Source organism: Methanobacterium sp. BAmetb5 (assembly GCF_003491305.1).
Classification (GTDB): Archaea; Methanobacteriota; Methanobacteria; order Methanobacteriales; family Methanobacteriaceae; genus Methanobacterium.
Genome location: NZ_CP022706.1, coordinates 1,837,501 through 1,851,923 on the forward strand (window position 1 = coordinate 1,837,501; position 14,423 = coordinate 1,851,923).

At 35.2% G+C, this 14,423-nt stretch carries 9 protein-coding genes (1 of these 9 running past the window's edge); 8 read left to right on the forward strand and 1 reads right to left on the reverse strand.

From position 1 onward, the window contains the following. Window positions 1-142 carry the 5' portion of a hypothetical protein gene (locus CIT02_RS09040; protein ID WP_292611733.1) on the reverse strand. The gene continues 1,625 nt to the left of window position 1, outside the view, so the window shows 142 of its 1,767 coding nt (coding positions 1-142); the start codon lies at window positions 140-142; its stop codon lies beyond the left edge, outside the window. A 450-nt stretch (window positions 143-592) separates the two neighbouring features. Between CIT02_RS09040 and CIT02_RS09045 the strand changes: the two genes are divergently transcribed. The 8 genes from CIT02_RS09045 to CIT02_RS09080 all read left to right on the forward strand — a co-directional run bounded on the left by CIT02_RS09045 (window position 593) and on the right by CIT02_RS09080 (window position 14,271). Next, window positions 593-2,614, forward strand: a complete 2,022-nt coding sequence (locus tag CIT02_RS09045; RefSeq protein WP_292611735.1) for a class I SAM-dependent DNA methyltransferase — start codon at window positions 593-595, stop codon at window positions 2,612-2,614. After that, entirely contained in the window at window positions 2,604-3,905 is a 1,302-nt protein-coding gene (locus CIT02_RS09050; protein ID WP_292611737.1) for a restriction endonuclease subunit S, read from the forward strand. The genes CIT02_RS09045 and CIT02_RS09050 overlap by 11 nt, the downstream gene beginning before the upstream one ends. After that, a complete protein-coding gene (locus CIT02_RS09055; protein ID WP_292611739.1) occupies window positions 3,902-6,793 on the forward strand; it encodes a type I restriction endonuclease subunit R in 2,892 nt (963 codons plus the stop codon). The genes CIT02_RS09050 and CIT02_RS09055 overlap by 4 nt, the downstream gene beginning before the upstream one ends. Beyond that, window positions 6,790-9,381, forward strand: a complete 2,592-nt coding sequence (locus tag CIT02_RS09060) for a HEAT repeat domain-containing protein (RefSeq protein WP_292611741.1) — start codon at window positions 6,790-6,792, stop codon at window positions 9,379-9,381. The genes CIT02_RS09055 and CIT02_RS09060 overlap by 4 nt, the downstream gene beginning before the upstream one ends. Before the next feature lie 418 nt (window positions 9,382-9,799). Next, complete coding sequence (locus CIT02_RS09065) at window positions 9,800-11,155, forward strand: helix-turn-helix domain-containing protein (RefSeq protein ID WP_292611743.1); 1,356 nt, start codon at window positions 9,800-9,802, stop codon at window positions 11,153-11,155. Window positions 11,156-11,424: 269 nt separating this feature from the next. Then, window positions 11,425-11,820 carry a hypothetical protein gene (locus CIT02_RS09070; RefSeq protein ID WP_292611745.1) on the forward strand — a complete coding sequence of 132 codons (396 nt, stop codon included), beginning with the start codon at window positions 11,425-11,427 and terminating at the stop codon, window positions 11,818-11,820. A 905-nt stretch (window positions 11,821-12,725) separates the two neighbouring features. After that, complete coding sequence (locus tag CIT02_RS09075; RefSeq protein ID WP_292611747.1) at window positions 12,726-13,499, forward strand: hypothetical protein; 774 nt, start codon at window positions 12,726-12,728, stop codon at window positions 13,497-13,499. A gap of 343 nt (window positions 13,500-13,842) precedes the next feature. After that, window positions 13,843-14,271: a hypothetical protein gene (locus CIT02_RS09080; RefSeq protein WP_292611749.1), complete on the forward strand. Its 429-nt coding sequence runs from the start codon at window positions 13,843-13,845 to the stop codon at window positions 14,269-14,271. The last annotated feature ends 152 nt before the right edge of the window (window positions 14,272-14,423 follow it).

Consider the following 14,423-nt stretch of genomic DNA (forward strand, 5'->3'; position numbering starts at 1 on the left):
TGTTAGCGGTTCCGGTGTAAACACCATCAGCAATGGTTATCACTCCATTGGAACTTACGGTTCCCGTGGCGTTTCTAATGGTTAATTTTGCTGTATCCGGAGTGTAACCATCATTTGCATCGTTTCCCGATAAACCATTCACAAAAATAGCTTCATCCGTTGCAAAAGCAGTACTAGCACAAAATAGTAGAGTTATGGATATGAGTAGTAAAGGGATTAAATATCTGCATGTAATCGCTTGCTTTCTTATCTTTTCACCTCCCTTATGCTGGATAAACAGATTACACAGAATATTCTAACCTATCTATTGATATAAAGTATTCACTTCATAAACAAATAGAAAAGTTTATATCAATTTTCATAAATGAAGGAAAATTGTTATTGTAAGCTGAATATTGTTTATTTGGGAAAGTAGGGGGGAGTTATTTTTTTTACATTCAGAAATAGAGTCAATTCAGAAATAGGGCCATGGTAACATTGTTGTGTTATCATAATAAATTTAATGGCTAGTGTTGGGTTTCCAGATTAAAATAGTAAATTTTAAGATTAACTTTGCTAAAGTGATTATCAATATTGTTTATCAGGGGAAACTATGAGCAACAACTTTCAAGAAAAAGTAACATTCATATGGGACTTAGCAGACCTATTACGAGGTGCATACAAGCGGAACGAATACCAGAAAGTCATCCTTCCTTTCACAGTTCTTAAAAGATTTGACAGTGTGCTGGAATATTCTAAAAAGGATGTTCTGGACAATTACAATAATTATAAGGATACCATTGGTAATCTGGAACCTATTCTCAGTAGAGCTGCAGTGGATCAGGATGGTAATGAGTTAGGGTTCTACAACTATTCAAAATATGATTTCAAATCCCTTATTCAGGACCCGGATCATATTGAAGAGAACCTGATGCATTACCTGGACAGCTTCAGCCCCAACATCCAGGATATATTCGATAATTTCTACATTAAAAACCATATCAGCCGCCTGTCCAAGGCTAACCTTTTATTTTTACTCATTAAGAAATTTTCAGAATCCCGGGTGGATTTACACCCGGACAAGGTTTCCAACCATGAGATGGGAACCATATTTGAGGAATTAATCAGGAAATTCTCAGAACAATCCAATGAAGAAGCAGGGGAGCACTTCACACCACGGGATGTGGTTAAGTTAATGACCAGCCTCATTTTCATTGAAAATGGTATTCATCTCAATGACCCTAACCTGATTATAAAAATATACGACCCTGCCTGTGGAACCGGGGGAATGCTCACCAGCTGTGAGAATTTCATAAGAGAATTCAACACCACAGCAGACGTGGTTTTATACGGTCAGGAAATCAATCAGGAGATTTATGCTATCTGCAAAGCGGATATGCTCATTAAGGGAGAAATCTCTGATAACATCAAGGGGCCCTCCAGTACCTTATCTGAAGACCAGCTTCCAACTGACAGATTCGACTTCATGATCTCCAATCCACCCTACGGCCGTAAGTGGGAGCAGGATAAAGATGCGGTGATGAAGGAAGCTGAACAGGGATTTGAAGGACGATTCGGTGCAGGACTGCCCAGAATAAACGACGGCCAGTTACTATTCCTGGAGCACATGCTATCCAAGATGAAGATAGATGAAAAATCAAGGATAGCAGTAATCACAAATGGTTCGCCACTTTTCACTGGAGATGCCGGATCCGGTGAGAGCAACATCAGAAAATGGATAATTGAAAGCGATTACCTGGAAGCCATAATTGGACTTCCGGATCAGTTATTTTACAACACCGGTATCCGGACCTACATCTGGGTCCTCACCAACCAGAAACCAGAAGAAAGGAAGGGTAAGATTCAGCTGGTGGATGCCTCCCAGAAATACATAAAAATGCGGAAGAGCCTGGGAAACAAGAGACACCAGCTCAGTGACAAGGATATTGATGATATTTTGGATCTGTACTGTAAATTCGATGAGAACGATGTGATCAAAGTCTTTGATAATGAGGACTTCGGCTACACTAAGGTAACTGTGGAAAGACCATTACAGCTGAACTTCGAGGTAAACAAAGAAAGACTGGAGAATCTCTATGCTGTTAATGCCTTCAGCAAGTTAGCAGCAAGCAAGAGTAAAGATCCGGAGACCAAACTCCGGGAAGAAAATGAGGGAAAAGAGTTACAGAACGAGATCATCAAATCTCTCCAAAAAATCGACCAACACTACAAAAACTGGGATGAATTTGAAAAGAGAATAAAAGAGGCACTAAAACCATTCAAACTTTCACCTGCCTTTATAAAAAATATTATAATGGCATTATCCGAGCATGATGATACTGCAGACTATGTGACTGATGCCAAAGGCAACATGAAGCCAGATCCTAAACATAGGGACACAGAGAAGATTCCACTAAAGGATGATGTTGATGAATACTTCCAGAGGGAAGTCCTGCCGTATTATTCTGATGCTTGGATGAACCGTAAGAAGGACAAGATCGGTTATGAAATAAACTTCACCCAGTACTTCTACCAGTACCAGCCTCCAAGGCCCTTGGAAGAGATTGAAGCTGATATAAAGAAGGTCACTGCTGAGATCCAGGAACTTATTAAGGAGGATTTGGATGAAATTTGAACCTTATCATGAATATAAGGATTCTGGGGTGAAATGGGTTGATGAAATTCCTAAAAATTGGGAAGCAAAAAAATTAAAATACATAGCTCATATTTCCACTGATAAATTAAATAAAAAACCAGATAATCTTCCTTATGTTGGATTAGAGCATATAGAATCTTGGACAGGTGTCTTAACTGATAATCAAATGGACAAAGTTGATAGTTCAGTCAATTTATTTCACAAAGGAGATATTCTATTTGGAAAATTGAGGCCTTATCTAGCTAAAGTTGTTGAAGCACCTTTTGATGGTGTTTGCACAACTGAATTAGTTGTTTTCAGTGTAAATGGAGATGTTAATAATCGTTTTATTTTCCATCAGTTATTATCGCATCGTTTTATTAACATTATTAATGCCTTAACATATGGGGTTAAAATGCCCCGAGCTAACCCGCATCAGATACAAAATATGGTAGTATGTGTTCCTCCTATTGATGAACAAAGAAAAATATCATCATTTTTAGATAAAAAAACTTCAGAAATCGATTTGACAATTGAAAAAGACACCGGTCTTATTGAACTTCTCAAGGAAAAAAGAACTGCCCTGATAAATCATGTGGTGACCAAGGGTCTGGACCCCACAGTGAAGATGAAGGATTCAGGGGTGGAATGGATCGGCAGGATACCTGATGATTGGGATGTTAATAGGCTTAAATTTTTGACAGCCAAGAAAGCCCAATATGGAGCTAATGAAGAACCAGAATATAATGAAAATAAATTTGATTATAGATATGTTAGAATCACTGATGTTAATGATAATGGGGGATTAAAAAAAGATTCATATGCGTATCTCAGTAAAGAAAATGCTAGGGGCTTTGTTTTAGAAGAAGGGGACGTACTATTTGCTAGAAGTGGTGCAACAGTGGGCAAAGTTTATTATTACTCCCAGGATGATGGGAATTGTTGTTTTGCAGGATATATGATTCGTTACGTGACAAATAACGAATTACTTGAGCCTCAATTTTTGTTATATTATTCTCTGTCTAAATCTTACAAAGAGTGGATAAAGGTTGTTTCAACACAATCCACAATTGAAAATGTTTCTGCCGAAAAATATGATGAATTGAATATTCCCACACCTAAACTATCACAACAAAGACAAATTGTGAAATTTTTAGATAATGAAATACCAAAAATTGATGAAATAATCTTGAAAATTGAAGAGAAAATATCTTTCCTTAAAGAATACAAAAAATCCCTAATCCACCACGTGGTCACAGGTAAAGTGGATGTCCGGGAGGTGGCAGTGTGAGTACAGACACCACTGAAAAAAGATTCCAGAACGATATTATCAATCATCTGGAAAGTACGGGTTATGTTCGTCGAAATAGTATCCGGAATTATCATAAGGCAATGTGTTTAGACCCTGAGTTAACTCTCCAGTTTGTTATGGATACTCAGCCTCGTGACTGGGAGAAATTCAAACGGGTGTACGGTGAGAAATCTGAAGAGAAGTTTTTCTATCGTCTGATAAACGAGATTGATAATAAAGGCACCATCCATGTTCTGCGTAATGGATTCCGTGACGCTGGAGCTTACTTTGACTTATTCTATCCTCAACCCAATAATAACCGTAATCCTGACCTTTTTGAGAAGTTTTCTTCTAATATTTTCTCGGTTATTGATGAACTGGAATATGAGGACCGCGAAAGTGGAAATCGTATTGATTTAGTGATTTTTATTAATGGTTTGCCCATTCTGACCATTGAACTGAAGGACAGTTTCAGTCAGGGTGTGGAAAACGCCATGAAACAGTACCAGAACGACCGTGACCCACGGGAGAAGTTATTCCAGCGCTGTCTGGTTCATTTTGCCATGAGTGACCAGAAGATCTACATGGCCACCAAACTAAAAGGACGCCAAACCCGTTTTTTACCCTTCAACAAGGGACTGGAAAACCCTGAAGTCCGCAACGACTACAAAACCTGCTACCTCTATAACGACATCCTCCAGGTGAACAAACTCTCCAACCTCCTATCCAACTTCATCTACATTGAAAAGGATGAAAAAACCAAGAAAGAAACCCCAATTTTCCCCAGATACCATCAGCTGGACTGTGTGAACCTGCTCTTGGGCGACTGCAGTCCGGGTAAGAATTACCTCATAGAGCACAGTGCCGGTAGTGGTAAGAGTAAAACCATTGCCTGGCTGGCCCATGGACTTATCAAGAAGTTCGATCCCTGCGATGAACGGGTTTATGACATGGTAATTGTGGTTTCCGACCGGAAAGTGATTGATAAACAACTCCAGGAACAGGTTAAAGCCATAGAAAAAAGGAAAGGAACAGTTGAAGTCATTGATAAGGACTCCAAGCAGTTAGGTGAAGCCCTCCAGACTGGTAGCAATATCGTGGTCACTACCCTCCATAAATTCCCCTTCATCCTGGAGGAAGTAAGGGATATGGAGCTCCGGAACTACGCAGTTATAATTGACGAGGCACACAGCAGCCAAACTGGGACCCTATCAAGGAAGATGAAACAGGTTCTTACCACCAACAGTCTGGAAGAAGCAGAATTACTGGACGATGTGGATGATGAGGTGGAAGAAGAACTTTTAAGGGAAATTGAATCCTTCCGTAACCTGCAAAATATCAGTTTCTTTGCCTTCACGGCCACCCCCAAGGGTAAGACCCTGGAAATGTTCGGAACCATGAACGATCTCGGTAACTTCTGGCCATTTCACAAGTACACCATGAAACAGGCCATTAAAGAAGGATTCATCCTGGATGTTCTGCAGCATTACTTAACCTACGGAACCTATTTCAACCTGGTTAAGACCATAGAGGATGATCCTGAGTTTGAAGAAAGGAAAGCCAAAAGGGTGCTCAGGAAGTTCGTGGAAGAACATCCCCATGCCATCCGCCTCAAAACCGAGATCATGGTGGACCACTTCATGAACTCCACTAGGAACAAGATCAAAGGCACTGCTCGGGCCATGCTGGTTACGAGATCCCGATTACACGCAGTACTGTACAAAAAAGCCTTTGATAAGTACATAAAAGCCAATGGTTTTCCAATTAAGACATTGGTAGCTTTCACCGGTGAGGTTAAGCATGATGAGAAGAGTTACACTGAAAACTCCATGAATAACCTCCCCCAGAATAAAAGTATTGAAAACGCCTTGGTGGAGGATCCCTACCGGATTTTAATTGTGGCCAACAAGTACCAAACCGGATTTGACCAGCCACTACTGCACACCATGTACGTGGATAAATCCTTAAACGGTGTGGCAGCAGTTCAAACCCTGAGCAGGGTCAATCGGATAGCCAACCACAAGAGCGATACACTCATCCTTGACTTTGCCAATGAAACTGAGACCATCCTGAAATCCTTCGAACCATACTACCAAGCTACCTACTTGGAGGAAGGCACGGACCCTCATAAACTCTATGAATTACAGGATAAACTCCTGGATTACCATATATTTGACATGGATGAGGTTGATGAATTTGTCAACGCTTACAAGAAGGGTTCCAAGCAGCCAGAACTCCACCACATCCTGGATCAGGTTAAAAATGATTTTGTTAAACTGGAAAAAGAGGGTCAGGTTGGTTTTAAGAAGGCTCTGCGCAGATACCAGAATATTTATTCATTCCTATCTCAGCTAATGCCCTTCAGTGATGTGTATCTGGAAAAACTGTTTATTTTCAACAAATATCTGATTAAGAAGCTTCCAACCATTGACAATCCTTTGCCCTTCAGTGTCCGGGAGGATGTGGATATGGATTCCTACAAGGTAGTGGATAAAGGTGAAATATCCTTAGAACTAAGTGGTGGTGAAGGATTAAAACCACCTTCAGCCGGAGATACTGGTTTTAGAGAAGAAGAAAAGGCAAAATTATCCCAGATCATCCATGATCTCAACGATGCATTTGGCACGGACTTTACCGATGATGACCGCGTATTCCTGGAAAGAGTGAAAGACAACCTTCTGGAGAATGATGAACTGGTTAAGAAAATGGAACACAATTCTCCGGAGAATGTGCGGGCAGTATTTGACAAATATTTCAACCAGGAAATGACCGGACTTTTGAAGAGTAATATGGATTTCTACAAGCGAGTGGCTGATAATGAGAAATTAAGGGATAAATTGAAATTGGCTTTGTTTGATTTGCTTTATGAGGATTTTAATAGGAAATGAGAACACGAAACTTAACAGATGAAATGCTTGAACAGTATTTGGATTATATAACTAATCCTCACACTGAAACAAGACCATATCGTTTCCTGACAGTTGAATCTATATTGAAAATGGAAGATGGATTAATATCAAAAAGAGATTATGAAAACTACAAAAAATCCATTAATTTCATTGATAAAAATTTTTCTATAATTATTTCTGGACTAGAATCAGACAATATCTCCATTAATAAACAATGCGCCGAATTTTTAGGATATTTTCACGATAAAAGATCTGTAGATCCACTAATTACTTCTTTAAAACATCCAGATAGGGGATTTAGATCAATATGCATCAAGAGCCTAATAAGAATCAAGAAATGTTCTAGGGAACCTTTAATAAATGAATTGAAAAATCCTAATAAGAATGTAAGAAGGGGCGCTATTAAAGCTTTAAATGGGATGCCTGATAAAAGATGCTTTGATTTATATATTAAACTACTTGAAGATGAAGATTGGGTTATTAAATATAATGCAATTGACTTATTGATTAACATAATTCCTTCTAATGCAATAGAGTCTATTTGTAAGTTAATCGAAGATGATAGTGCTAGAGTAAGGGTTAAAGTAGCATGGGCTATTTGGTATCTTTATAGGCTTAATGATATTTATAATATTGATAAAAACCTTGATATTGCAGAATTTATAAGATGTCACGAAATAATTAGTAAATCCGTCTTGAAAGCATTGAGCGATGAGAATAAAACAGTAAGAAAAAGAATGATGTTAGAATTAACAAGAAGAGTTAGCTTAAATGTGTTTTCAACTCTTCATAATAATTTAAAAACTTTATTGGAAGAAATTAAAGGGGAATATGAGCATATTGTTAAGTTAGATGAGGATATAATTAAATTAAAAACTGATATTAAACTAGATACTTTCAAGTCAGATACGATTACAGAGAAATCAAAGCGATTATTGGATATATGGATTTTAAGAGAAAATCTGTTAAATTCTGTCAAAAATAAAATCAGTGTTGCAGATAGTTCTTTAAAAGTTGTAAAAAAGTATGATAATGATCAGTTGCTGATTTATATTGAAGATGCCCTGAAGGATGAAGATTCTAAAATAAGAGAACTTGCTATTCCTCTATTAACTAAATTAGCAAATTATAATGTAGCTCCTATTTTAAAAGAATATTTTGATGATGAAGATCCCTATGTGCGAAAAGCGGTTATCCATGAATTAGGTCGAATAGATAATACTTCAATTCAGTTCATTAAGAAAGCATTAACTGATGAGAGTAAACTTGTACGGAAGAAAGCTAAAACCATACTTTATCGAAGAGGAGAATTAGATAATTACAAGAAAGCATACATTCTTGAAGATGCTTCTCCTGAAGAAAGATCTTCTTATGAGTTATGGTTATCAAATTTGCATAAAAGAAATCCTATGGAATTTAAAGAAAATAAAAATTATATCTACATGTTTTTATATGAAACAGTGCATAAATTCTCTGAAGACAAAAATATTAAAAATTTACTTTCTAATTTTGAGTTTGTTGAAAATAGTTATAACAACACGGATTTGCATCTAGACTTAAACAACTGGAAATCTGGAGCATATTTTACACTTGAAGAATATGAAAAATCTTTTTATTACAAGAAAAAAGCAGGATTAGATTCCTATGAAGACTTATTTATATTTGCCATGTTATTGGACTCCTCAGAAAAGGGTTTAATTAACGGTGAGATTATTTTAAATTTAAGTGATAAAGATAGTCTAAGTGAAGTTGGAGAAAAATATAAAAATGAAATCCAAGTTTCTTTAGATGAAATGATAAATGAAAATTATATTAAATATAATAAACATTTAATTTCCCATTTTATCCATGATCATATATTTTATTCATCAAAAAAGGATCCAGATAAGTTAAAAAGGACAAAATGGAATTATATTTGTGTTTCATTAGAAGATAATGATTTAATTATATTAGGTAAATACTTTGATGATAAATACGAATTTAATGAGTTGAAATTTCATTATTCACGTGAACAGAAAGGAATGGAATATGGGCATCAATTTCCAAACGAAGAGTATTTTTATTTTATACCTTTTCCTAAAGTTCGATCTAAAGACTATTTAGATGATTTTGATTCTTCTATGAAATTTATTGTACCTACTATAATTCTAAAAGCATTCATTAATTATACTCGAAAATTAATTAGAAACGCTGAAAACAAAGTTAGAAAAGCCAACGGTTTGCCAGAAGTAGGCCAAAATTGGATCAATGAAACATTATTATTTAAAAAAATAAAAGAATTATTTCCAAATGAAATTATTATACAACATGGCAAACCTTCATGGTTAGGCCAACAACATCTGGATATTTTCTTTCCAGAAAGGAGTATAGGGATCGAATATCAAGGCATACAACATTTCAAACCGGTATCTTATTTTGGTGGAAAGAAAGCTTTTAAAAAACTGCAAAAAAGGGATAAACGTAAAAAACGATTATGTGATGAGAATAACTGTGAACTCATTTGCATATCTGATAAATATGACATTCAAGATGTAGAAGAAAAAATAAAATTGTTAATTTCTGCTTAAATAAAAAAATTAACTTTATATCTACGTGAATTTGTAAATCCCCTAATAATAATGGCTAAAATATTTAAAAATGATGAGAATTCTTTTATATTGAAAATCAAACAAATAATGCCGGTCATGATACTTACTAGGCTGAACCCACATCGGGAGATTGAAAATGCTAAATTTAAAAAAGAAGTTTTCGAGGCTATTGGGTCCTTTGAGGAGTGATTCTAATTTTTCTGAAATTATCGAAATTTTTTAGATATGATGATAGTAATTATTTAATTTTATATATTACTTCTCACGTGTTCTAGGGTAAATCATATCAAATTTGAATCTTAATAATAAATATTAAGTAACCTATTTTAATGATTCTGAATTGAATTTGAAACTAATTAAAACATTAAAATTCAAAATCATTATCGAGGGATGATAAATGGGAATTTCTGAACTTCTTAGAGATGATGAGACGGAAAATGTTGAATTCAAGACTTCCCTATCTGAAATGGATGAAATATTAAAAACCATATCTGCGTTTTCCAATAGAAGGGGTGGAACGATCTTAGTAGGTGTAACTAATGATCGTAATGTTGTTGGGGTAGATATTGGGAGAAATACTCTAGAAAGACTTGCAAACAATATAAGGAGAGAAACTGACCCTCAAATTTTTCCATCTGTTGGTTATTCAGAGCAAGAAGGCAAAACAATTATTTCAATTGAAGTTTCAGAAAGCACTTCAAAACCTGTTTTCTACAGAGATAAAGCTTATATAAGGGTTGGAAGGACGAACCAGAAACTTTCTTCAACTGAAATTAGGAACCTGATCACTACTGAACATAGGGTTACCTCATGGGATGAACAGGTAGTTACCGAAGCAAGTTTTGAAGATATTGATGGGAACAAATTGACTGATTTTCTAAAACTTGCAGTCCTTAAAAGAAATTTAGATTTAGATCCTAAATCCCCTATAGAAGAAGCATTATCTCGACTTGATCTTCTAAGAGATGGAAAATTAACTAATGCTGCCATCCTACTTTTTGGAAAAAACCCCCAAAAATTTGTTTTACAGGCATTTACGCAATGTGGAAAATTTAAAGGTGTTGACACACTTGAATTTGAGGATATGCATGATTTTAAGGCCAGTATCATTGATCAAAGAGATGATGCATTGCGGTTTGCGGAAAAACATATCCGAAGAAGTGCGAGGATAGAGGGATCAGAGCGTGTTGAAGAGTTTGAATATCCTATTGAATCAATAAGAGAAGCAATTACCAATGCAATCTGCCACAGGGATTACAGAATCAATTCTAGTGTTCAAATACGCATATTTGACGATCGAATGGAGATATGGGGTTGTGGACCTCTGCCTAAACCGTTAACAATTGAAGATCTAAAAAACCAACATGAATCTATTCGCAGAAACCCATTAATAGCTGAATTTTTCTTTAAAATTGGATTTATAGAAAGATGGGGAACTGGAACGCAAAGGATCATCGATTTTTGTCTGGAACAGGGTTTACCTGAGCCTCTCTTTGAGATCAAATCTGGAAGCTTAGTGGTTACTCTTAGGAAGTATAAATTCATAGAAACTAAGAAGAGCGAATTAAGTATACGGCAACAAAGAGCAATAGATTATCTACTAAAACATGGAAAAATAACAAATAGCCAATACAGGGAAATAAATCCTGAAATTAAAGAAAGAACAGCACTAAATGATTTAAAAGAATTGGTGGATAAAGGTTTTATCTCTCTTGAAGGAAAGGGGCGATATGCACATTATATTCTATCTTAACATCATAATTATCTGTCTGCATAGAACATGTGTTGAGTGCGTGTTGAGTGCGTGTTGAGTGCGTGTTGAGTGCGTGTTGAGTGCGTGTTGAGTGCTTGAGATATTCCACACAGATTAAGGATAATGTCATTAAATTCTTCTCACAATTATAAGAGAAGACATGCTAACTTGAAAAATGAAGTTTCACTTGAATGGATAAAGCCTGTTATTAGTGTTTCGGAGCTAAATAAACTCCTTGTTGAATTAAAGTAAAATTTAGGAGATATTCCTTGGAAATAAAAACCAAATATTTAATTGTAATAGTAGTTATTCTGATTGCTGCAGTAGCAGCTGTTTCTGCACTTATTTTAATTAAGATAACTGCCCCGGCAAACAATGCCACTAATCAAACGGGACTGAATAGTTCAAACAATACTACCACAGTCATCCGGGAGTCAAGTAGCAATGTTCAGGCTGGACAATCCCTAGAAAAATGTCCCATGTGTGAAGGAACTGGATTAGTGGGACAGTGGGTGGATTGTTCTTCATGTGGAGGAACTGGAATGATAGGTAACCAAACATGCCCCAACTGTGAGTATGGTAGAGTTTTCAAGCCTAACAGTAAAAAATGTGAAGTATGCGGGGGAAAAGGTTACGTTAAAAAGGGATCGATTAAACAAATCTAAAATAAGGAATGGAATTAGGATAATTATCCCTATCCTTCAAACCATTCACTCGAATTTAATCTGTGAGTTTGGATAAAATCTCTTTTAGAAGACTCCAGTTTTCTTTATTTAGTTTTGATTCTAGTTTTTTAGAGTAATTATAACGAGTTGCAAAGACCTGTCCAACAAAACAAGAATTGTAACTTCTATTAATTAAACGATCACAAATATTAAATATGGCAACGGTTATTTCAATTAAATAAGGGGAATTTCTATAAACCTTGTGGTTATTTAGTTTTAATCTAGTATATAGATTATTTAAATGTGTGTTTATAGAATTTGCCACATATTATATGGCATTTTAGAGTATAGGAATATTCGAAAATTGTTCGATGATTATTGGTAATCGATGACTATACTCATGTAAAACGGTGGGACGATAAGTTAAACCTTTCATTAATGGGGAAACCCCTAATCTATGGGGAAACCTTTAATCTATGGGGGAAATTTTCATCTCACACCAGATAAACCGTTTGAAATTAAGTAAATTAGAGGGATTTAATTGATAAGATTGGGTAAAAAAGTACGAAATGTAAAATTAGGATTTGAAGGCATCGTAGTTGATAAGAAGGAACGAATACACCCACATAAGGTCTACTTTGAACAAAAAATGACCGTAACTCCTCCTACAACTGATGGATCATGGTATACCAAGATGTATCTGTTAAAAATCCTACCGAAGGTAGTATGTGGTTTGACGAAAAAAGCTTAATTGAAATATAATTTGTTTTAAATAGTATCAACACACTTTAAGTGGTAAATGTCTCCCCTGGATGATAATTCTATCATTTATTTTTTATACATTAACATTCATTAAATAATTACCAATCCATCTGGTATTAATTTATATTAAATGGTGATTATCAATGAAGAATTACAAGGGTTTGAAGTACTTGGCTATTTTCAATGTATTATTGGGTCTATTTTCGGTGGTTTTGGTTCAAAACGCCATGGGTCCCATAATAATGTTCGTGGGGATTACCATTTTTACCTTCATCATGTTTAGGGGTAAAAATCAGGATATAACTGCGGGCATAATCCTGGTTGTGGCTTCCGCCCTGATGTTTATTTTGGAATATTTCCTGATACCTCCACAGAACACAGTATTCTACATATTACTTTTAACCATGAGCTCCGGTATTATTTTAACCTTTTACTATTCTTTTAAACCCCAAAATCCCCCCAATAAACAAGTGAAAGTTTTATCCTGGACTGGATCCTTTGTATTTGCAGTAAGCCTTTTTATTTTAATGGGTATTATTTTTAATAATCTCACCTTATCCCTCATAATGGGGGTGGCCACGATTATTATGCTGGTCACGAGCTGGTTAATTCGAAGGAGTATACCCCACGATGACATATCATCTGATGAATTAAATGAAGGGTTCACTACCGAAAATCCTGAAAAATATTGGCTTAAATATGAAGTTGGTGGCTTCCCCAAGCCTGTGCGCTGGCAGGGATGGCTTTCTTTGGTGGTTCTTTTTTCATCCCCCTTTGTGGTGATAATTTTCACCAGAAACGTAGAAACAGCAATGGTTATTGTACTCGCCATTATAACGGCGGCTATGGTATTAATCATGTTAAAAAGTAATTATAGAGAAATCATGAGGGAATACCGGGAAAATTTAAAGAAATAGGTCACATAATGCGGGAAAAGGAATCATAATGCCTTTTAGTTCAAACACTGCTGCACAATAATATTTATGCAAATTCATAATGATATTTTTCCTCCAAATATTTCATCAATTTGCCTTAACCTCTTTTTTTTATGCCCATCTAATTTGGAAGGAAACAAACCATAAATAATCTGTTAACTCTATGGAACCTGTTGAATCACGGGATTGTTCATTTTTTTTATCATTCTTAGAAATACAAATGGTTAAATAATCGTAATGCCCATTTTAATTTAAAAAATCCCATATTATGAAGGTTAATATTAAATCAACCATTTAAATAAAAAAACGAAATTGGTGATTAATTATGGAAGAAATCAACTACATGCGCCTGATGATCTTTGCATTTATCTGTTTATGGTTCCTTTATCCTGCTATCATGATTCAGTTAAGGCCAAAAGTCTTTAAGAATACCATGAATATTTCTAAAAAGACCAGTAAGGGAAACTCACCTTTGGGTAATATAATTTTTATATATTCTTTTATGATTGGGCTTGGTACCTCAATTGGAACTATGATCTTTTTATCCTTCTTCAGTGGTAATGTCATCACTGCGGATGCAATGAATATAGGTTTTCTAGTAGGATTAATATTTGAAACAATTACTCTATTTCCGGATAAATTAGAAAAAATATTCAAAATTGATTTAAGAACCAATGAAAAATTTAAGAAATATTTTTTTGTCGGTTTAATTTTATTTATAATAATAATGAAAGTACTTAGTTATCTATTATAAAAAACCCATCAATTTTCATTTTTAATAATCCTTGATTTATTCAAATTGAAAATATTTACTATTTTAACCCACATTTATAGGTTTATTAATCCTCCTGAATGAAATAAGTCAATAAAAACTACTTTGCCCTTTTTTATAAATCATTTTTTGTA